This window comes from Kitasatospora sp. NPDC098652 (assembly GCF_044760155.1).
Lineage (GTDB): Bacteria > Actinomycetota > Actinomycetes > Streptomycetales > Streptomycetaceae > Kitasatospora.
This window is the reverse complement of record NZ_JBIWAQ010000011.1, coordinates 135,620-153,473: the sequence shown is the minus strand read 5'-3', so window position 1 is coordinate 153,473 and position 17,854 is coordinate 135,620. Positions and strand designations below refer to the sequence as shown.

Below are 17,854 nucleotides of genomic sequence, written 5' to 3'. Positions count from 1 at the left end.
CAGTTCACGCCCGCGCGGCGCAGGTCGCGCGGGCGTGGACGGGACTGACGAGGAGATACGGCGAAATGCCGAAGCAGAAGACGCACAGTGGCGCCAGCAAGCGCTTCAAGATCAGTGGCTCTGGCAAGGTGCTGCGCGAGCGCGCCGGCCGCCGCCACCTCCTGGAGCACAAGCCCTCGACGCTGACCCGCAAGCTGGCCGGGACCGTCGAGCTGGCCCCCGCTGACGCCAAGAAGATCAAGAAGCTTCTCGGCAAGTGATCGCCCTCCCGCCCGGTGCGAGCCGTGCGGGGCAGCTGATCCTTCCCGACCCATTCGAATGACGGACCACGTGAAGTAGTCCGTGGTCCAACCCAAGGAGTAATCAAGTGGCACGCGTCAAGCGGGCAGTCAACGCCCACAAGAAGCGCCGGGTCATCCTGGAGCGCGCCAGCGGCTACCGTGGCCAGCGCTCGCGCCTGTACCGCAAGGCCAAGGAGCAGGTCACCCACTCGCTGGTCTACAACTTCAACGACCGCAAGAAGCGCAAGGGCGACTTCCGTCAGCTGTGGATCCAGCGCATCAACGCTGCGGCCCGTGCCAACGGCATCACCTACAACCGCTTCGTGCAGGGCCTGAAGGCCGCCAGCGTCGAGATCGACCGCAAGATGCTGGCCGACCTGGCCGTCAACGACCCGGGTGCGTTCGCCTCCCTGGTCGAGGTCGCCCAGAAGGCGCTGCCGGCCGACGTGAACGCCCCGAAGGCCGCCGCCGACGCCGCCTGATCTTCCGAGATCGGTTGAGCTCTGACCGGACCCGCAGGCTCTCCTGCGGGTCCGGTTCTGCGTTCCCCCTCAACAAGCCTCCGTCAGCCGCCAGCGCCTCCAGAGAACGAGACCATGTCGAGCACCGAGACCCCCCTGCTCACCTCCCTGCGCTCGCCGCGGGTCGTCGCCGCCCGCCGGCTCGCCAAGCGGAACCAGCGCACCAAGGAGCGCCGCTTCCTGGCCGAGGGCCCGCAGGCCGTCCGGGAGGCCGTCGCGTTCGGCCGGCTGCCGGGGACGGACGAGCGCGCCGTGGTCGAGGTGTACGTGGGGCTGGAGGCCGCCGAGCGGCACGCGGACATCGTCGAGGCGGCCCTGGCCGAGGGGGTGCCGGTGCTGACCGCCACCGACGAGGTGATCGCCGACATCTGCGACACGGTGACCCCGCAGGGGATCGTGGCGCTCTGCCGCTTCATCGACACCCCGTTCGCCGAGGTCCTGGCGTCCCGGCCGAAGCTGGTGGCGATCCTCGCCCATGTGCGCGACCCCGGGAACGCCGGGACGGTGCTGCGCACCGCCGACGCGGCCGGCGCGGACGCCGTGGTGCTCACCGACGCCTCGGTGGACCTGTACAACCCCAAGGCCGTCCGGGCCTCCGTCGGCAGCCTGTTCCACCTGCCGGTGGCGGTCGGCGTACCGGTCGAGGAGGCGGTCGGGCAGCTGCGCGCGGCCGGGGTGCGGGTGCTCGCCGCGGACGGCGCGGGGGAGCGCGACCTGGACCGGGAGCTGGACGAGGGCACCCTGGGCGCGCCCGGCGCGTGGGTGTTCGGCAACGAGGCGTGGGGGCTCCCGGAGGAGACCCGCGCGCTCACCGACGAGGTCGTGCGCGTCCCGATCCACGGGCACGCCGAGAGCCTCAACCTGGCCACCGCCGCGGCCGTCTGCCTGTACGCCTCGGCCCGGGCCCAGCGGTCGCCCGGCGGCTGCCGCTCCAACGGCTGACACACGCCCGGGCGCGCGGCGTTCTCACGTTGCAAGCCCTACTGCGGGGGCCTGGGAGGCGCTAGGGTCTGCCTCGGTGGGGGGAACGGCACGGTGGGTAATCGGGGAGGCAACCCATGGTCGGCAGCGGACCCGAGCTCGACCCGGACGACCTTCCGGACGGCCTGGTGGTCGCCGACGCGCTGGGCCGGGTGGTCCGTTTCAACCGGGCCGCGGCCCGGCTCACCGGCGTGCTCCCGGAGGCAGCGCTGGGCAGCGCGCTGGAGGACGTCCTGCCGCTGGAGGACCTGGACGGCCGCCGCTGGTGGCAGCTGACCGACCCGTACGGCGGCCTGGCGATCCGCACCCGCCAGCCCGAGCGCAACCTGCTGCTGCCCGGCGGCCGCGAGGTGCTGGTCTCCGCCCGGTACGTCCGGGCGGTGCCGCAGGGGCCGCTGGAGCGCCTGGTGATCGCCCTGCGCGGCACGGAGGCCCGGCGCCGCACCGAGCGCAGCCACGCCGAGCTGATCGCCACCGTCGCGCACGAGCTGCGCTCCCCGCTGACCAGCGTCAAGGGCTTCACGGCGACGCTGCTGGCCAAGTGGGAGCGGTTCACCGACGGGCAGAAGCGGCTGATGCTGGAGACGGTGGACGCCGACGCCGACCGGGTCACCCGGCTGATCGCCGAGTTGCTGGACATCTCCCGGATCGACGCCGGGCGGCTGGAGCTGCGCAAGCAGGTGGTCGACCTGGCGGCCGCGGTGCGCCGGCACGTCGAGCGCAAGGTCGCCACCGGGATCCCGGAGGAGCGCTTCGACATCCGGATCGGCGAGCCGCTGACCGTGCTGTGGGCGGACCCGGACAAGGTCGACCAGGTGCTGGCGAACCTGCTGGAAAACGCGGTGCGGCACGGCGAGGGAACTGTCACCATCGAGGTGGCACCGGCCAAGGAGGTCGTCGAGGCGCCCGTCTGGGAGCGCCCCGGCACCCCTCCCCGCATCGTGGAAGGCACCGCGGTCACCGTGAGCGACGAAGGAAGCGGCATCCCCGAGGAGTCGATGCCGCGCGTCTTCACCCGCTTCTGGCGGGGCTCCAAGCGCGGCGGCACCGGCCTGGGGCTCTACATCGTCAAGGGCATCGTGGAGGCCCACGGCGGCTCGATCCGGGTCGACCGCGCCCCCGGCGGCGGGGCCAGGTTCCGATTCATCCTGCCCGCCGGCGTACCCGACTTCATGCTCTGAAAGAGCGTGGACGACAGACACAGCAAGCTGTGATCGGTGGCCTGGCGGGCTTGACGGCAGCCGCGCTACGCGCTGCGACTACACTCGACCTTTGGCGTTGCGCAACGCCCTGTGCGGCTGTGCCGCGGACGCCACTCCCCGTGAGCACGGAGAACGGACGCCCGCGCCCCGGCCCCGCCGGGCGTGACGCGAAGGCGAGCCCACACACCTGAGCACGGACGAGCAGGAGCACGGGAAGATAGAGATGTCGGCACCCAACAAGTCGTACGACCCGGTCGAGGTCGAGGCCCTCAAGCCCGAGGTGGTGGAGCAGGCGCGGGACGAGGCGATCGCCGCCTTCGCCGCCGCCGGCTCCCTGGACGAGCTGAAGCAGGCGAAGGTCGCCCACACCGGCGACCGTTCCGCGCTCTCGCTCGCCAACCGCGAGATCGGCGCCCTCCCGCCGCACGCCAAGGCCGCCGCAGGCAAGCTGATCGGCCAGGCCCGCGGCGCCGTCAACCAGGCCCTGGCCAAGCGCCAGGCCGAGCTGGAGGCGGAGCGGGACGCCCGCGTGCTGGTCGAGGAGGCGGTGGACGTCACGCTGCCCTACGACCGCGCACCGCGCGGCGCCCGGCACCCGCTGACCACGCTGGCCGAGCGCATCGAGGACACCTTCGTCGCGATGGGCTACCAGGTCGCCGAGGGCCCCGAGGTCGAGGCCGAGTGGCTGAACTTCGACGCCCTCAACCTGGGCCCGGACCACCCGGCCCGCTCGATGCAGGACACCTTCTTCGTGCAGGCCCCGGACGGCTCCGCCGACTCCGGCGTGGTGCTGCGCACCCAGACCTCCCCGGTCCAGGCCCGCACCCTGCTCCACCGCGAGCCCCCGGTCTACGTGGTCTGCCCCGGCCGGGTCTACCGGACGGACGAGCTGGACGCCACCCACACCCCGGTGTTCCGCCAGGTCGAGGGCCTCGCCGTCGACGAGGGCATCACCTTCGCCGACCTCAAGGGCACCATCGAGGTGCTGGTCGAGAAGCTGATCGGCGGCGGCCTGGAGCTGCGCTGGCGCCCCTCGTACTTCCCGTTCACCGAGCCGAGCGCCGAGATCGACCTGCAGTGCTTCGTGTGCCGCGGCGCGAGCGTCGGCAACCCGGACCGCCCGTGCCGCACCTGCTCCTCCGAGGGCTGGATCGAGCTCGGCGGCTGCGGCGTGGTCAACCCGCGGGTGCTGGTCGCCTGCGGCGTGGACCCGAACCGCTACAGCGGGTTCGCCTTCGGCCTGGGCCTGGAGCGGATCCTGATGAATCGTCACAACGTCGCCGACATGCGCGACATGGTCGAGGGTGACGTGCGCTTCACCCTCCCGTTCGGGATGGAGATCTGATGCGCGTCCCGCTTTCCTGGCTGCGCGAGTACGTCGACCTTCCGGCCGGCGAGACCGGCCGTGACGTGGCCGAGCGCCTGGTCCGGGCCGGCCTGGAGGTCGAGACCGTCGAGCAGGTCGGCGCCGACCTCAAGGGCCCGCTGGTGGTCGGCGAGGTGCTCTCCATCGAGGAGCTGTCCGGCTTCAAGAAGCCGATCCGGCACTGCTTCGTCAACGTCGGCGACGCCAACGGCACCGGAGCGCCGCAGGAGATCGTCTGCGGCGCGACCAACTTCGCCGTCGGCGACAAGGTCGTCGTGGTGCTCCCGGGCGCCGTGCTGCCCGGCCCGTTCCCGATCGCGGCCCGCAAGACCTACGGCCACACCTCGGCCGGCATGATCTGCTCCGCCCGCGAGCTGGGCATGGGCGACGACCACAACGGCATCATCGTGCTCCCGCCGGAGTACGAGCCCGGCACGGACGCCATCGAGCTGCTCCAGCTGGTCGACGAGGTGCTGGACATCGCCGTCACCCCGGACCGCGGCTACTGCCTGTCGATGCGCGGCGTGGCCCGGGAGGCCGCCGCCGCGTACGGGCTGCCGCTGGCCGACCCGGCGCTGCTCGACGTGCCGCCGGCCAACTCCTTCGGCTACCTGGTCAAGGTCAGCGACCCGGCCGGCTGCGACCGCTTCGTGGCCCGTACGGTCGTCGGCGTCGACCCGACCGCCAAGTCCCCGATCTGGCTGCAGCGCCGCCTCCAGAAGGCGGGCATCCGCCCGATCTCGCTGACCGTCGACATCACCAACTACGTGATGCTGGAGGTCGGCCAGCCGCTGCACGCCTACGACAAGCAGCGGGTGAGCGGCCCGATCACGGTCCGCCGGGCGGAGGAGGGCGAGACCCTCACCACCCTCGACGGGGTCGAGCGCAAGCTCGCCGCCGAGGACCTGCTGATCTGCGACACCAGCGGCCCGATCGGCCTGGCCGGGGTCATGGGCGGCGCCTCCACCGAGATCCTCGACCCGGCCGCCGGCCCGGGCACCACCGAGGTGATCATCGAGGCCGCGCACTTCGACCCGGTCTCCATCGCCCGCACCGCCAAGCGGCACAAGCTGCCCTCCGAGGCGTCCAAGCGCTTCGAGCGCGGCGTCGACCCGGAGGCCGCCCGCGCCGCCGCGCAGCGCGCCGTCGACCTGCTGGTGCTGATCGCCGGCGGCACCGCCGAGGCCGGGGTCACCGACATCGCGGCCCCGCACCCGGTGCGCACCATCACCATCGCCGCCGACCTGCCGGACCGGGTCGCCGGGACGGTGTACGGCCGCGAGACCGTCACCCGGCGCCTCCAGGAGATCGGCTGCTCGGTCGCGGGCGCCGACGTCCTGGAGGTCACCCCGCCGACCTGGCGGCCCGACCTCACCGACCCGTACGACCTCGCGGAGGAGGTCATCCGGCTGGAGGGCTACGACAACGTCCCCGCCCGGATGCCGAACGTCCCGCCGGGCAAGGGCCTGACCGAGGCGCAGCGCGTCCACCGCCGGATCGGCGTGGCGCTGGCCGGGGCCGGCTACGTCGAGGTCAACAACTACCCGTTCCTCGGCGAGGCCGCCTTCGAGGCGCTCGGCCTGGAGCCGGACGACCGCCGCCGCCGTACGGTCAAGCTGGTCAACCCGCTCAACGACGAGGAGCCGGCGCTGCGCACCACGCTGCTGCCGGGCCTGCTCGGCGCGCTGCGCCGCAACATCGGCCGGGGCAACACCGACCTGGCGATCTTCGAGACCGGCACGGTGTTCCGGCCCAAGGACGAGCTGAGCGTGGCCCCGCGCCCGGCCGTCGACCACCGGCCGAGCGACGAGGAGCTGGCCGCGCTGGACGCCGCGCTGCCGGACCAGCCGCGCCGGGTCGCCGTCGCCCTCGCGGGCGAGCGGCTGCCGTCCGGCTGGTGGGGCAAGGGCGAGCAGGCCTCCTGGGCGGACGCGATCGAGGCGGCCCGTACGGTGGCCCGCGCGGCCGGCGTCGAGCTGAACGTCGTCCAGGACCAGCACGCGCCCTGGCACCCCGGTCGCTGCGCGGCACTGGTCGTCGCCGGGACCGACCGGCTGGTCGGCCACGCCGGTGAGCTGCACCCGCGGGTGGTCAAGGCGCTCGGCCTGCCGGCCCGGACGGCGGCGATGGAGCTCGACATCGACCTGCTGACGGCCGACGGCCCGGTGAAGGTCGACGGCCCGGCGGTCTCCGGCTTCCCGGTGGCCACCCAGGACGTCGCGCTGATCGTCGACACCGCCGTCCCGGCCGCCGAGGTCGAGGCCGCGCTGCGCTCGGGCGCGGGCGAACTGCTGGAGGCCATCCGGCTGTTCGACGTGTTCACCGGCGAGCAGGTCGGCGAGGGCAAGAAGTCGCTGGCCTACGCGCTGCGCTTCCGTGCGGCCGACCGCACCCTGACCGCCGACGAGGCCACCGCCGCCCGCGAGGCGGCCGTCGCCGAGGCCGTCAGCCGCACCGGTGCGGTGCTGCGCGGCGCCTGATCCCGTCAGGGCCTGTCGAAGGGCCCCGTCCGGACCGTTTCGGTCCGGACGGGGCCCTTTGCCTTTCCTTGGGTTGACGGTCTGTCATCCACTCGTTTATCTCTTTACCTATGGAACTAGATAAAGGTGCTGACCAGCCCTCCCCGATCGAGTTCCGCCTGGACCCGGCCTCCGGCGTCCCGACCTACCTGCAGCTCGTGCAGCAGGTCGAACAGGCGCTGCGGATGGGCTGGTTGACCGAGGGGGACCGGCTGCCCCGGGTGCGCGAGGTGGTCGCCGCGCTGGCGATCAACCCCAACACCGTGCTCAAGGCCTACCGGGAGCTGGAGCACCGCGGCCTGGCGGTCGGCCGGCGCGGCCAGGGCACCTTCGTGCGCGGGCTGCCGGCCGGAGTGGTGCCGCTGCGCGAACGGGCCGCGCTGCGGCGGGGGTTGCTGGACTGGATGCGCTCGGCGCGGACCGCCGGGCTGGACGAAGGGGGGATGGTCGCGGTGTTCGAGGACGCGCTGCGCGACCTGCGCGAGGGCCGGGACGGGGTGGTGGCGTGAGTGCCGCGGACACCGTGATCGACTGCGGCGGGATCGGCAAGCGCTACCGCCGCTCCTGGGCGCTGCGGGACTGCCACCTGGCCGTCCCGGCCGGGCACGTGGTGGCCCTGGTCGGCCCGAACGGCGCCGGCAAGACCACCCTGCTCAGCCTGGCGGCCGGGCTGACCCTGCCGAGCGAGGGCGCGATGACCGTTCTCGGCGACCAACTCCCCGGCTCGCCCCGGGCCCTGGACCGGATCGGCTTCGTCGCCCAGAACGCCGCGCTCTACCCCGGTCTGCCCGTGCGCGACCTGCTCGCGATGGGCCGCCACCTCAACCGCCGCTGGGACGACACCCGGGCGCGCGCCCACCTGGACGGCCTCGGCATCCCGATGGACCGCAGGTACGGCCGGCTCTCCGGCGGCCAGCAGGCCCAGGTCTCGCTCGCCCTCGCGCTCGCCAAGCGGCCCGAACTCCTGCTCCTGGACGAGCCCTTGGCTGCGCTCGACCCGCTCGCCCGGCACGACTTCATGGCCGTGCTGCTGACCGCGGTGGCCGAGGACGGCCTCTCGGTGCTGTTCTCCTCGCACGCCGTCAACGAGTTGGAGCAGAGCTGCGACTACCTGGTGGTGCTGGCCGGCGGCCGGGTCCAGGTGTCGGGGGAGGTGGACGACCTGCTCGGCGGCCATCGGATGCTCACCGGCCCCACCGCGGAGGCCGACGCCGTCGCCGAGCGACTGCCGGTGGTCCGCGACCGCCGGGCCGGGGTCCAGTCCCACCTGCTGGTGCGCACCGGCGGCGTGGACGCGCCGGTCTCCGCCGGCTGGCGCCAACAGCGCGTCGGCCTGGAGGAGTTGGTGCTCTCCTACCTGCGTGAGCCGACCGCCTCCGCCCTGCCCGGCCCGCGCGGGGCCGTCCGTACGATCCAGAAGGTACTGTCGTGAGCTCGACCACCCTCGCCCCGCCCCGCTCCGCCGTGCTGCGGGCCGCCGGGCTGCGCCACCGGCCGGCGCTGCTGACCCTGCTCACGGTGATGGGCGTGATCTCCCTCGCCCTGCTGCTGCACGGCTGGTACGTCCACAACGGTCTGGACCGTAGCGGCGCGGCCTCCTGTGATCCGACGACCGACGCCTGCACGGCCAGGTTCAAGCAGTTCCGGCGGCAGTACGGCAACGGCATGCTGGAGCTCGACACCGTGTTCTACGTCCTGGGCGGCGCCTTAGGAGCCTTCCTCGGCGGTCCGCTGCTGGCAAGGGAGTTCGAGCACGGCACGGTCCGCTTCGCCTGGACCCAGGGGGCCGGGCGGAGCCGCTGGACGGCGGGCGGCCTGCTCGTGGTCGGCACCGTGCTGACCGCCGTGTCGGCGCTGTTCGGACTGCTGCTGCGCTGGTGGAGCGAGCCGCTGATGCTCATGAGCGGGGGGTTCGGTCCGGAGGTCTTCGGGCATGCGCCGCCGGTGATGGTGGGGCGGGTGCTGGTGGCTTTCGGGGCCGCGGCGCTGGCCGGCGCGGTGCTGCGTCGCACGGTGGTCGCGGTGGGTCTCGGCCTGGCGGCCTCGGTCGCGCTGCTGTTCCTCGCCGACGCCGTGCGCTCCCACTACCTGGCTCCCCTGGAGGAGCCCGTGCACACGCTGAACTCCCTGGCGCTGGACGATCGCTGGGTGCTGAACACGTGGTTCTCCGACCCGGCCGGGCACCGGATCTCCGCGGACGACTTCTACAAGCTCGGAGACTCGGGCGCCCAGTGGCAGTCCCTGCTGCGCGACGGCGGCTACACCGCGCACCAGGTGTACCAACCGGCGGACCGGTTCTGGCCGTTCCAGTGGATCGAGTTCGGCTGGACGGTCCTGCTCGCGGTGGCGCTGTGCGCGGCGGCGGTCTGGTGGGTGCGCCGGCGGGCGGTCTGACCTGCACGGCTCCGGATTGGTTGAAGTGTTTTCGTCAAAACCCTTGCGGGGGCGGCGGTTCTGGGCGTTTCCTTCTCGTTAGGAAGCTTTCCTAACCGAACGAGGAATCGGAGCGTCCCATGCGTCCTCAGTCCCGTCGCGTCCTCCACATAGCCCTCGCCGCCGCCCTGGTGGCCGCGCCCCTCACCGTCGCGGCCGCCGCGGCCGCCCAGGCCGCCCCCGCGGCCGCGAGCTCCGCCCAGCTCAAGGGCGTCGGCCTCGACGACCCGCACAAGAAGGACATCGCGATGCAGCTGGTGTCCAGCGCGGAGAACTCCTCGCTGGACTGGAAGGCCCAGTACAAGTACATCGAGGACATCGGTGACGGCCGCGGCTACACCGCCGGCATCATCGGCTTCTGTTCCGGCACCGGCGACATGCTGGAGCTGGTCCAGCACTACACCGACCTCAAGCCCGGCAACGTCCTCGCCAAGTACCTGCCCGCGTTGAAGAAGGTCAACGGCAGCGACTCGCACTCCGGCCTCGGCGACGCCTTCGTCCGGGACTGGGCCGCCGCGGCCAAGGACCAGACCTTCCAGCAGGCCCAGAACGACGAGCGCGACCGGGTGTACTTCAACCCCGCGGTCAACCAGGCCAAGGCCGACGGCCTGCGCGCGCTCGGCCAGTTCGCCTACTACGACGCCATCGTGATGCACGGCCCCGGCAACAGCTCCGACAGCTTCGGCGGCATCCGCGCGGCCGCGATGAAGAAGGCGAAGACGCCCGCCCAGGGCGGCGACGAGGCCACCTACCTCAAGGCCTTCCTGGACGCCCGCAAGGTGGTCATGAAGAAGGAGGCCGCGCACTCCGACACCAGCCGGGTCGACACCGAGCAGTCGGTGTTCCTCAACGCCAAGAACTTCGACCTCAACCCGCCGCTCAAGTGGAAGGTCTACGGCGACAGCTACAGCATCAACAGCTGACGCCCGGGCCGACACCGCCGGCGCGGTCCGTCGGACAGCTGGAAAGGGGCGCGCCCGCACCGGAGACCGGTGCGGGCGCGCCCCTCGCGTCCGGGCTCAGGCGCTCGCGGTGTAGTCGTAGAAGCCGCGGCCGGACTTGCGGCCCAGCAGGCCGGCGTCGACCATCCGGGACAGCAGCGGGGGAGCGGCGTACAGCGGCTCCTTGTACTCGTCGTACATCGACTCGGCGATCGAGACGATGGTGTCCAGGCCGATCAGGTCGCACAGCCGCAGCGGGCCCATCGGGTGGGCGCAGCCGGCCTCCATGCCCTTGTCGATGTCGGAGGCGGTGGCCACGCCCGACTCGAACATCCGCACCGCGGACAGCAGGTACGGCACGAGCAGCGCGTTGACCACGAAGCCGGCCCGGTCGCGGGCCCGGATCGGCTCCTTGGCGAGCACCTGGGAGGCGAAGGCCTCCACCCGCTCGGTGGTGGTCGCCGAGGTGGTCAGGGTCGGGATGACCTCGACCAGCTTCTGCACCGGCGCCGGGTTGAAGAAGTGCAGGCCGATGACCTGCTCCGGGCGGGAGGTGGCGGCGGCCAGCTTCACGATCGGGATCGAGGAGGTGTTGGAGGCCAGGATGGCGTCCCGGCGCTCGATGACCTGGTCCAGGGTCTGGAAGATCTTGACCTTGATGTCCTCGCGCTCGGCGACCGCCTCGACCACCAGGTCGCGGTCGGCGAAGTCGGACAGGTCGGTGGTGAAGGACAGCCGGGACAGCGCCTCGTCCCGCTGCTCGGGGCTCAGCTTGCCGCGCTTGACCGCCGTGTCCAGGGAGTTGGTCAGCCGGGTGCGGCCGAACTCCAGCGCCTCACCGCTGGCCTCCGACACCAGGACGTCCAGTCCGGCCCGGGCGAAGACCTCGGCGATGCCCGACCCCATCAGACCGCAGCCGACTACTCCGACGCGCGCGATGTCACTCACTCAGTTGCCCTTCGGTGGTGCTGGGGGTCGCCCAGCGAACTGGTGGCCCAGCGAGCTCGCTGGTCAGCGGGTCGGTGTACCGGAATGGGTGCACCGGTCACCGCCCCGACGACGTTACTACTCCGTACTCGCCGGTAGGTCACCCCCTCCCCGGCGCAGTGCCAGTGCGGACGGCCCCCCGATCGGGTGAGGCCGCACCGCCTGCGGGTGCGCCCGGGCCCGCCGCCGCCCGGCGCCGGACAGAATGCCGCAGACGGGGGCCGGGGACGGGAAGGGAGCACACGGTGTCGACGGGATCGCTCACAGGACAGGTCGCCCTGGTCACCGGCGGCGGCCGGGGAATCGGCCGAGAGATCGCCGTCGGCCTGGCCGCCGAGGGCATGGCCGTCGGCCTGGTCGGCCGCACCCACGGGACGCTGACCGAGACCCTCAAGGAGTGCGTCAAACGCGGCTCCCGGGGCGTCGCCGTCACCGCCGACGTCTGCCGCCCCGGCTCGGTCCGGGAGGCCGTCCGGCTGGTCGAACGCGACCTCGGCCCGATCGACCTGCTGGTCAACAACGCCGGCCTGGTCGACCGCGCCGAGGTGCCGCTCTGGGAGACCGACCCCAACCAGTGGTGGCAGGTGGTCGAGACCAACCTGCGCGGCCCCTACAACCTGCTGCGCTGCGTCCTGCCCGGCATGGTCGCCCGCCGGGCCGGCCGGGTGATCAACCTCAACTCCGGCTTCGCACTGCGCCCGGACGGCCACTACACCGCGTACGCGACCTCCAAGGGCGCGCTGCTCCAGCTCTCCGACAACATCGCGGACACGCTGGCCGAGCACGGAGTCGTGGTGCTGGACATCAGCCCCGGCGCGGTGGCCACCGACATGACCGCGGGGATGCCGATGTTCCGGGACATGAAGGCCTGGGGCTCGATCCCGTACATGGTCGCCGTCACCGTGGACGCCGCCCGGGGCCGCTTCGACGCGCTGCACGGGCGGTTCATCCACGCCGGGCGGGACGACCTGGCGGAGCTGGTCGACCGGGCCGAGGCGATCCGCGCGGCGGACGCCCGGACGCTGCGGCTGCGCCCGTACAAGGACGACGACCCGATGGTCTGACCGGCTTCGGCGGGAGGCTCGGCCGGGCGCTCGGCGAGGGGCTTTCGGCGGGGCCGGTCACGCACACAGCTGGCTGGCGGTGACCGGCTTGAGCCCCGCCTTGGCCAGCCCGTCCAGGATCGCCGGCAGCGCGTCGATGGTGCACTGGTGCCCCATGTGCAGGGCCACCACCGAGCCGCCGCGCACCGAGCCCAGCACCCGGCGCTGGAGCTCGGCGGCGGTCGGATCGCTGTAGTCCCGCGGGTCGACGTCGAAGGACAGTACGTGCTCGTAGCCGACGGCCTTGGCCTGGTCGCGCACCATCGAGGTGGCGTACTGCGCGGCGGAGGGGCGGAACCAGCGGCCCATCGAGCCGGTCAGCTTCGTCAGCCGGTCGGCGCACTGGGCGATCTCGGCGCGGGCCTGGTCCGGCGACATCGCGGAGATGTTGAGGTGGTTCTGGGTGTGGTTGCCCAGTTCGTGGCCGCCGTCCAGGATCCGCCGGGCCATCTGCGGCTGCTGGTCCAGCCAGCTGCCGACCGCCATCACGGTCAGCTTGACGCCGCGCTGCTCGGCGGCCTCCAGCAGGGCGGTGGCGAGCAGCGGGTCGCCGCTGCCGTGGAAGGTGAGCGCCACGTTCTTGCCGGTGCGCGGCCCGTACACCACCTCGTACGGGGTGCCGGCCGCCAGCGGCGTCAGTACCGGCGGGGTCGGCGGCGCGGAGGCCGGTGTCGAGGCCTGGGCGGCGGCCGGGGTCGGTCCGCCGCCGGGCTGCGGCTCGCCCGGGGTGGTCGGGGCGGGGGAGGCGGGCCCCTCGCCGCCGTTCCAGGCCGGGTCGGTGGTGTGCTGCGGGTCGACACTGCCGGGGTGCGCGGCGAGCGTCCCGGTCTCGGCCCGGCGGGGCGTGCCACTGCCGCAGGAGGTGAGGAGTCCGCCGGCGGCGGACAGGGCGGCCAGCTTGGCGGCGGTGCGCAGTACGGTGCGGCGGTCGGCAGTCATCGGCAGCCAGCATAGAGAGGACGGACCCTCCCGGCGATCCGGCAGCGCCGTCCCGCGTCGTCCGCCGCACCGCCTTTGACGTGCACACACTCCGTTGTCCGGGTGTTGCGTAAACCTGAACTCCCGCTGTTTCCACGGCGTGTCGTTGGATACGATCTCGGCGCACCGCGTGTTACGGGGCAGTAGGCACATTCCGGCATTGCGCATTGGGGGCGGAACATGATGCACCACGAGGACACCGCGGCCGTCGACCAGGACACCCGCACCGGCTGGGAGTGGGCCAGAACGGACGACTGGCAGCCGCCGAGCGAGCTCGACACCGGCATCCCGCACACCGCCCGGATGTACGACTACTACCTGGGCGGCAAGGACAACTTCGAGGCCGACCGCAAGGCCGCCCAGGCCGCCATCGCCGCCTACCCGGCGCTGCCGCTGCTGGCCCGCACCAACCGCCAGTTCCTGGGCCGGGCCGTCGAGTTCGCGGCGGGCCGGGGGATCCGCCAGTTCATCGACATCGGCACCGGCATCCCGACCGTCGGCTCCACCAGCGAGGTCGCCCAGCGGGTCGCCCCGGACGCCCGGGTGGTCTACGTCGACAACGACCCGATCGTCGCCACCCACGCCCGCGCCCTGCTGGCCGGGCACCCGGTCGGGCACACCTCCGTCATCGAGGCCGACCTGCGCGACCCGGAGTCGATCCTGCGCCACCCCGCGCTGGGCGCCGCCATCGACCTGTCCCAGCCCGTCGCGCTGATGCTCGTCGCCGTCCTGCACTTCATCCGCGACGAGGAGGGCGCCCAGCAGATCGTCAGCACCCTGCGCGAGGTGCTCGCCCCCGGCAGCGCCCTGATCCTCTCCCACGGCAGCCCCGACTTCGCCTCCCGCGAGAGCGCCGCCGAGGGCACCCGGATCTACCGGAGCGCCAGCGCGCCGCTGGTCCTGCGGCCCCGGGCCGACGTCGAACCCTTCTTCGGGGACTTCGAGTTCGTCGGCCCCGGCCTCGTCCAGCTCCCGCTCTGGCGCCCCACCGCGGGCCACCTGCGCACGGCCGAACTGCCCGAGGGCTGGCAGGACGTCTCCGCCTACGCCGGCGTCGCCCTCAAGCCGTGACCCGGCCCGGGCCGGCCGTGGAGCGGTGACGACGGCCGGCCCCGGCGCCTCCCTCCTGCGCCGGGACCGGCCGCCCCCACACCGAGCACACTAGGGCCGAGCACTGACAGCCCCTCAGCCGTCCGGCTACCCTGCGGCGTGACCACCGAACTGCCGCCGCTGCCCCCCGACGTCGCCGAGCTGCTGCGGAGCGTCGACGCCCCGCCCCGGCTGGTCGCCCACCTCGCGCTGGTGCACCAGGTCGCCGAGCAGGTCGTCGAGTTCTGCGCCGCCGAGGGTCTGGCCTTCGACCACCACGCCGTCCGCTACGGCGCCGCCACCCACGACATCGGCAAGGTCGTCCACCCCGAGGAGCTCTCCGGCCCCGGCTCCGCGCACGAACCCGCGGGCCACGCCCTGCTGTCGGCCCGCGGCGTCCCCGAGGAACTGGCCCGCTTCGCCCGCACCCACGCGAGCTGGGGCGAGCCCGGGACCACCACCGAGGACCTGCTGGTCAGCCTGGCGGACAAGGCCTGGAAGAACCAGCGCGTCCGCGACCTGGAGGACCGCGTGGTCGACCGGCTCGCCGCCGCCACCGGCCGCGAGCGCTGGGAGGCCTTCCTCGCCCTGGACGACCTGCTCACCCGGATCGGCGAGGACGCCCCGCGGCGGCTCGCCCTGCAGGCCGCGCATCCGGTGCGTACCGGGAGGAAATGACGCGACAGCGCGCGGCGGGCGGTGTTAGGTTCCGCGGCGTGGAACCCCTCACCGACCCCGAGATCCGCGCGTCCTTCGTCAACTGCTCCAAGGGCGAGGCCCGTCGGCTCAACCTGCCCCGGGGCCTGGCCGAACTGCCGTGGGCGGACTTGGACTTCCTCGGCTGGCGGGACCAGGGCGCGCCCGACCGGGCGTACCTGGTCGCGCCGCACGCCGGTGGGCTGGTCGGGGTGACGATGCGTTCGCCGATGGTCCGGCGCAGCCTGACCAAGACCAACGTCTGCTCGCTGTGCATCACCGCGCACGCCGGGTCGGGGGTCGCGCTGCTGGCCGCCCGCCGGGCCGGCGCCTCCGGGCGCGAGGGCAACACCGTCGGCACGTACATCTGCGCCGACCTCGCCTGCTCGCTCTACGTCCGCGGGTTGAAGAAGTCCGCCGCGGTGACCAGGCCGGACGAATCCCTGCCGCTGGAGCAGCAGATCGCCCGTACGGTGGGCAACCTCGACGCCTTCCTCGCCAAGGTGCTCACCGACACCGCCGCCGGGTAGGGCTTCGCACGGGCGGCTACCGGCTACCGCCCCCCGCGCAGCTGGTCCAGGTCGCGGCGCTCCCGCTTGGTCGGGCGCCCCGCGCCGCGGTCCCGTTCGAAGACCGGGGCCACGAACTCGCGCGGCGGCCGCGGCGGACTGTTGTCGATCAGGCACTCCGCCGCGACCGGGGCGCCGACCCGCTTGCGGATCAGCTTCGTCACCACGACGACCCGCTCGTACCCCTCCTCGCGGACCCGGACCTCGTCCCCGGGCCGGAGGCTCTGCGCGGGCTTGACCCGCTCGCCGTTCACCCGGACGTGCCCGGCCTTGCAGGCCGCCGCCGCCAGCGCACGCGTCTTGGCCAGCCGGACCGACCAGATCCAGACGTCCACCCGCACGCTTCCCTGTTCCTCAGCCATCCTGCGAGCCTACCCAGGCCGCGGGCCGACCCCGCCCGGCCCGCTGCCTGATCCACGGGACACGCCTCAGGCAGCGAGCGGGACTTCCTGGACGGCCCAGCCGTTGCCGTCCGGGTCGTTGAAGAACACGAAGTTGTTCCAGGCCTCGCCGTGCCCGTCCACCCGGGCTCCCGCCACGAAGTGCTGGACGGGGCTGACCACCACGCCCCGCGCGGTGAGCTCCGCGTGGGCCTTCTCGATGTCCGGCACCACCAGTTGGAGGCCCTTCACCGAGCCGGGCGCCGACTCGATCACCCCGTCGCCGAGCACGATCGAGCAGCGTGAGCCCGGGGGAGTCAGCTGGACCACCCGGACCCCGTCGCGCAGCCGGGTGTCGTGGTCCACGGTGAAGCCGGCCTGCTCCTCGTAGAAGAGCTTCGCGCGGTCCACGTCCGACACCGGGACCACCACGACTTCGAGCTTCCAGTCCATCGCCCTCACCCCTCTCGGTCGGGCACTTCCAGTATCTGCCCGAAACCGTTCCCCGGCGGACCTTCGGATAGCCTGAGAACACGATGAATCCGCAGACCACGCCCGCTTCGTCACCCTCGGCCACCGCCTTCACGACCCCCTGGGGCACCCTCGACCTGACCCGCTTCCCCGCGGACCCCCGCGAGCGGCTGCGGGCCTGGGACGCCGCCGACGAGTACCTGCTGCGCCACCTCGCCGGCGAGGCCGACAGCGCCGGCGGCGCCGCCACCGAGCTGGCCGGCCGCCGGATCGCCGTCCTCGGCGACCGCTGGGGCGCGCTGACCACCGCGCTGGCGCCGTACGAGCCGGTCCAGATCAGCGACTCCCACCTCGGCCGGCAGGCCACCCGGGAGAACCTCGCCCGGGCCGGCGCCGCCGTCGACGAGGACCGGCTGCGCACCACCCGGGACACCCCGCCGGAGCGCATCGACGTCCTGCTGGTGCGGGTGCCCAAGAGCCTGGCGCTGCTGGAGGACCAGCTGCACCGGCTCGCCCCGGCCCTCCACCCCGGCACGGTGGTGATCGGCACCGGCATGGTCACCGAGATCCACACCTCCACCCTGCAGCTGTTCGAGAAGGTGCTCGGCCCGACCCGCACCTCGCTGGCCGTCCGCAAGGCCCGGCTGATCTTCTGCACCCCCGACCCGGCGCTCGACCCCGGCCCCAGCCCCTGGCCGCACCGCTACGCGCTGCCCTCGGACATCGGCCCCGCCGCCGGACGCACCGTGGTCAACCACGCGGGCACCTTCTGCGCCGAACGGCTCGACATCGGCACCCGGTTCCTCCTGGGCCACCTGCCCACCCCCGCCCCCGGCGACCGGGTGGTGGACCTCGGCTGCGGCAACGGCGTGGTCGGCACCGCGGCCGCGCTGGCCGGGCCGGGCGCGGAGCTGGTGTTCGTGGACGAGTCCCACCAGGCGGTGGCCTCCGCCGAGGAGACCTTCCGCACCAACCTGGGCCCGGACGCCCCGGCCGAGTTCCGCACCGCCGACGCGCTCGACCCGGCGGTGTTCGCCCCCGGCTCGGTGGACCTGGTGCTCAACAACCCGCCGTTCCACTCCCACCAGGCCACCACCGATGCCACCGCCTGGCGGATGTTCACCGGCGCCCGGCGGGCGCTGCGGCCGGGCGGTGAGCTGTGGGTGGTCGGCAACCGCCACCTCGGCTACCACGTCAAGCTGCGCAAGCTGTTCGGCAACTGCGAAGTCGTGGCCGGGAACCCGAAGTTCGTGGTGCTGCGGGCCGTGAAGCGCTGACCGGCGCCCGTCGGCGGCGCGGCCCGGCGGCGCGTTCCGGCGGCGGCGCGGCCCGACGGC

Annotated in this window: 19 protein-coding genes; 15 read left to right on the top strand and 4 right to left on the bottom strand. The window is 73.2% G+C overall.

Annotated features, from left to right (window positions below; genetic code table 11):
* The first annotated feature begins 65 nt into the window (after nucleotides 1–65).
* The 10 genes from rpmI (at nucleotide 66) to ACIQWA_RS23875 (ending at nucleotide 10,226) form a co-directional block, all read left to right on the top strand.
* Nucleotides 66–260 (top strand): 50S ribosomal protein L35, encoded by a 195-nt coding sequence (rpmI, locus tag ACIQWA_RS23920; protein WP_030055648.1) that lies wholly within the window; start codon nucleotides 66–68, stop codon nucleotides 258–260.
* 107 nt (nucleotides 261–367) lie between these two features.
* Complete coding sequence (gene rplT, locus ACIQWA_RS23915) at nucleotides 368–763, top strand: 50S ribosomal protein L20 (RefSeq protein WP_030055649.1); 396 nt, start codon at nucleotides 368–370, stop codon at nucleotides 761–763.
* 114 nt (nucleotides 764–877) lie between these two features.
* Nucleotides 878–1,744, top strand: a complete 867-nt coding sequence (locus ACIQWA_RS23910) for a TrmH family RNA methyltransferase (protein WP_402485493.1) — start codon at nucleotides 878–880, stop codon at nucleotides 1,742–1,744.
* A 116-nt stretch (nucleotides 1,745–1,860) separates the two neighbouring features.
* Nucleotides 1,861–2,964 carry an ATP-binding protein gene (locus tag ACIQWA_RS23905; protein WP_360230219.1) on the top strand — a complete coding sequence of 368 codons (1,104 nt, stop codon included), beginning with the start codon at nucleotides 1,861–1,863 and terminating at the stop codon, nucleotides 2,962–2,964.
* Nucleotides 2,965–3,208: 244 nt separating this feature from the next.
* Nucleotides 3,209–4,330: a phenylalanine--tRNA ligase subunit alpha gene (gene pheS, locus ACIQWA_RS23900; RefSeq protein WP_360230217.1), complete on the top strand. Its 1,122-nt coding sequence runs from the start codon at nucleotides 3,209–3,211 to the stop codon at nucleotides 4,328–4,330.
* Nucleotides 4,330–6,831, top strand: a complete 2,502-nt coding sequence (gene pheT, locus ACIQWA_RS23895) for a phenylalanine--tRNA ligase subunit beta (protein ID WP_402485488.1) — start codon at nucleotides 4,330–4,332, stop codon at nucleotides 6,829–6,831. Before pheS ends, pheT begins: the two co-directional genes overlap by 1 nt.
* A gap of 110 nt (nucleotides 6,832–6,941) precedes the next feature.
* A complete protein-coding gene (locus ACIQWA_RS23890; protein ID WP_402485485.1) occupies nucleotides 6,942–7,379 on the top strand; it encodes a GntR family transcriptional regulator in 438 nt (145 codons plus the stop codon).
* Complete coding sequence (locus ACIQWA_RS23885) at nucleotides 7,376–8,302, top strand: ATP-binding cassette domain-containing protein (protein ID WP_402485482.1); 927 nt, start codon at nucleotides 7,376–7,378, stop codon at nucleotides 8,300–8,302. The genes ACIQWA_RS23890 and ACIQWA_RS23885 overlap by 4 nt, the downstream gene beginning before the upstream one ends.
* Nucleotides 8,299–9,264: an ABC transporter permease subunit gene (locus ACIQWA_RS23880; protein ID WP_402485479.1), complete on the top strand. Its 966-nt coding sequence runs from the start codon at nucleotides 8,299–8,301 to the stop codon at nucleotides 9,262–9,264. The genes ACIQWA_RS23885 and ACIQWA_RS23880 overlap by 4 nt, the downstream gene beginning before the upstream one ends.
* Nucleotides 9,265–9,383: 119 nt before the next feature.
* Nucleotides 9,384–10,226, top strand: a complete 843-nt coding sequence (locus ACIQWA_RS23875) for a chitosanase (RefSeq protein WP_360230207.1) — start codon at nucleotides 9,384–9,386, stop codon at nucleotides 10,224–10,226.
* 96 nt (nucleotides 10,227–10,322) lie between these two features.
* Here ACIQWA_RS23875 and ACIQWA_RS23870 read toward each other — a convergent pair whose 3' ends face one another.
* Nucleotides 10,323–11,192 (bottom strand): 3-hydroxybutyryl-CoA dehydrogenase, encoded by an 870-nt coding sequence (locus tag ACIQWA_RS23870; RefSeq protein ID WP_360230205.1) that lies wholly within the window; start codon nucleotides 11,190–11,192, stop codon nucleotides 10,323–10,325.
* A 284-nt stretch (nucleotides 11,193–11,476) separates the two neighbouring features.
* Between ACIQWA_RS23870 and ACIQWA_RS23865 the strand changes: the two genes are divergently transcribed.
* On the top strand, nucleotides 11,477–12,295 hold the full coding sequence (locus ACIQWA_RS23865) for an SDR family NAD(P)-dependent oxidoreductase (protein WP_402485475.1): 819 nt from the start codon (nucleotides 11,477–11,479) through the stop codon (nucleotides 12,293–12,295).
* Between the two features lie 57 nt (nucleotides 12,296–12,352).
* Here the strand turns inward: ACIQWA_RS23865 and ACIQWA_RS23860 are convergent, their stop codons facing one another.
* Entirely contained in the window at nucleotides 12,353–13,273 is a 921-nt protein-coding gene (locus ACIQWA_RS23860; RefSeq protein WP_402485473.1) for a polysaccharide deacetylase family protein, read from the bottom strand.
* 219 nt (nucleotides 13,274–13,492) lie between these two features.
* Between ACIQWA_RS23860 and ACIQWA_RS23855 the strand changes: the two genes are divergently transcribed.
* The 3 genes from ACIQWA_RS23855 to ACIQWA_RS23845 all read left to right on the top strand — a co-directional run bounded on the left by ACIQWA_RS23855 (nucleotide 13,493) and on the right by ACIQWA_RS23845 (nucleotide 15,627).
* Nucleotides 13,493–14,383 carry an SAM-dependent methyltransferase gene (locus ACIQWA_RS23855; RefSeq protein WP_402485470.1) on the top strand — a complete coding sequence of 297 codons (891 nt, stop codon included), beginning with the start codon at nucleotides 13,493–13,495 and terminating at the stop codon, nucleotides 14,381–14,383.
* 138 nt (nucleotides 14,384–14,521) lie between these two features.
* Nucleotides 14,522–15,079 (top strand): HD domain-containing protein, encoded by a 558-nt coding sequence (locus tag ACIQWA_RS23850; protein ID WP_402485467.1) that lies wholly within the window; start codon nucleotides 14,522–14,524, stop codon nucleotides 15,077–15,079.
* Nucleotides 15,080–15,117: 38 nt separating this feature from the next.
* Nucleotides 15,118–15,627 (top strand): FBP domain-containing protein, encoded by a 510-nt coding sequence (locus tag ACIQWA_RS23845; RefSeq protein WP_360230197.1) that lies wholly within the window; start codon nucleotides 15,118–15,120, stop codon nucleotides 15,625–15,627.
* 23 nt (nucleotides 15,628–15,650) lie between these two features.
* On the opposite strand, the gene ACIQWA_RS23840 is transcribed toward ACIQWA_RS23845, so the two are convergent.
* Nucleotides 15,651–16,028, bottom strand: coding sequence for an RNA-binding S4 domain-containing protein (locus ACIQWA_RS23840; protein ID WP_402485464.1), 378 nt, complete (start codon nucleotides 16,026–16,028; stop codon nucleotides 15,651–15,653).
* A 66-nt stretch (nucleotides 16,029–16,094) separates the two neighbouring features.
* Nucleotides 16,095–16,499, bottom strand: a complete 405-nt coding sequence (locus tag ACIQWA_RS23835; protein WP_402485462.1) for a VOC family protein — start codon at nucleotides 16,497–16,499, stop codon at nucleotides 16,095–16,097.
* An 83-nt stretch (nucleotides 16,500–16,582) separates the two neighbouring features.
* On the opposite strand from ACIQWA_RS23835, the gene ACIQWA_RS23830 reads away from it, so the two are divergent.
* On the top strand, nucleotides 16,583–17,794 hold the full coding sequence (locus ACIQWA_RS23830) for a methyltransferase (protein ID WP_402485459.1): 1,212 nt from the start codon (nucleotides 16,583–16,585) through the stop codon (nucleotides 17,792–17,794).
* The last annotated feature ends 60 nt before the right edge of the window (nucleotides 17,795–17,854 follow it).

Excerpts from the sequence above, each read along its gene's own strand:
- ACIQWA_RS23830 (WP_402485459.1), top strand. The coding sequence starts at position 16,583 with ATGAATCCGCAGACCACGCCCGCTTCGTCACCCTCGGCCACCGCCTTC.
- ACIQWA_RS23905 (WP_360230219.1), top strand. The coding sequence starts at position 1,861 with ATGGTCGGCAGCGGACCCGAGCTCGACCCGGACGACCTTCCGGACGGC.
- ACIQWA_RS23840 (WP_402485464.1), bottom strand. The coding sequence starts at position 16,028 with ATGGCTGAGGAACAGGGAAGCGTGCGGGTGGACGTCTGGATCTGGTCG.
- ACIQWA_RS23860 (WP_402485473.1), bottom strand. The coding sequence starts at position 13,273 with ATGACTGCCGACCGCCGCACCGTACTGCGCACCGCCGCCAAGCTGGCC.
- ACIQWA_RS23910 (WP_402485493.1), top strand. The coding sequence starts at position 878 with ATGTCGAGCACCGAGACCCCCCTGCTCACCTCCCTGCGCTCGCCGCGG.
- pheT (WP_402485488.1), top strand. The coding sequence starts at position 4,330 with ATGCGCGTCCCGCTTTCCTGGCTGCGCGAGTACGTCGACCTTCCGGCC.
- ACIQWA_RS23855 (WP_402485470.1), top strand. The coding sequence starts at position 13,493 with ATGATGCACCACGAGGACACCGCGGCCGTCGACCAGGACACCCGCACC.
- pheS (WP_360230217.1), top strand. The coding sequence starts at position 3,209 with ATGTCGGCACCCAACAAGTCGTACGACCCGGTCGAGGTCGAGGCCCTC.
- ACIQWA_RS23835 (WP_402485462.1), bottom strand. The coding sequence starts at position 16,499 with ATGGACTGGAAGCTCGAAGTCGTGGTGGTCCCGGTGTCGGACGTGGAC.
- rpmI (WP_030055648.1), top strand. The coding sequence starts at position 66 with ATGCCGAAGCAGAAGACGCACAGTGGCGCCAGCAAGCGCTTCAAGATC.
- ACIQWA_RS23890 (WP_402485485.1), top strand. The coding sequence starts at position 6,942 with ATGGAACTAGATAAAGGTGCTGACCAGCCCTCCCCGATCGAGTTCCGC.
- ACIQWA_RS23875 (WP_360230207.1), top strand. The coding sequence starts at position 9,384 with ATGCGTCCTCAGTCCCGTCGCGTCCTCCACATAGCCCTCGCCGCCGCC.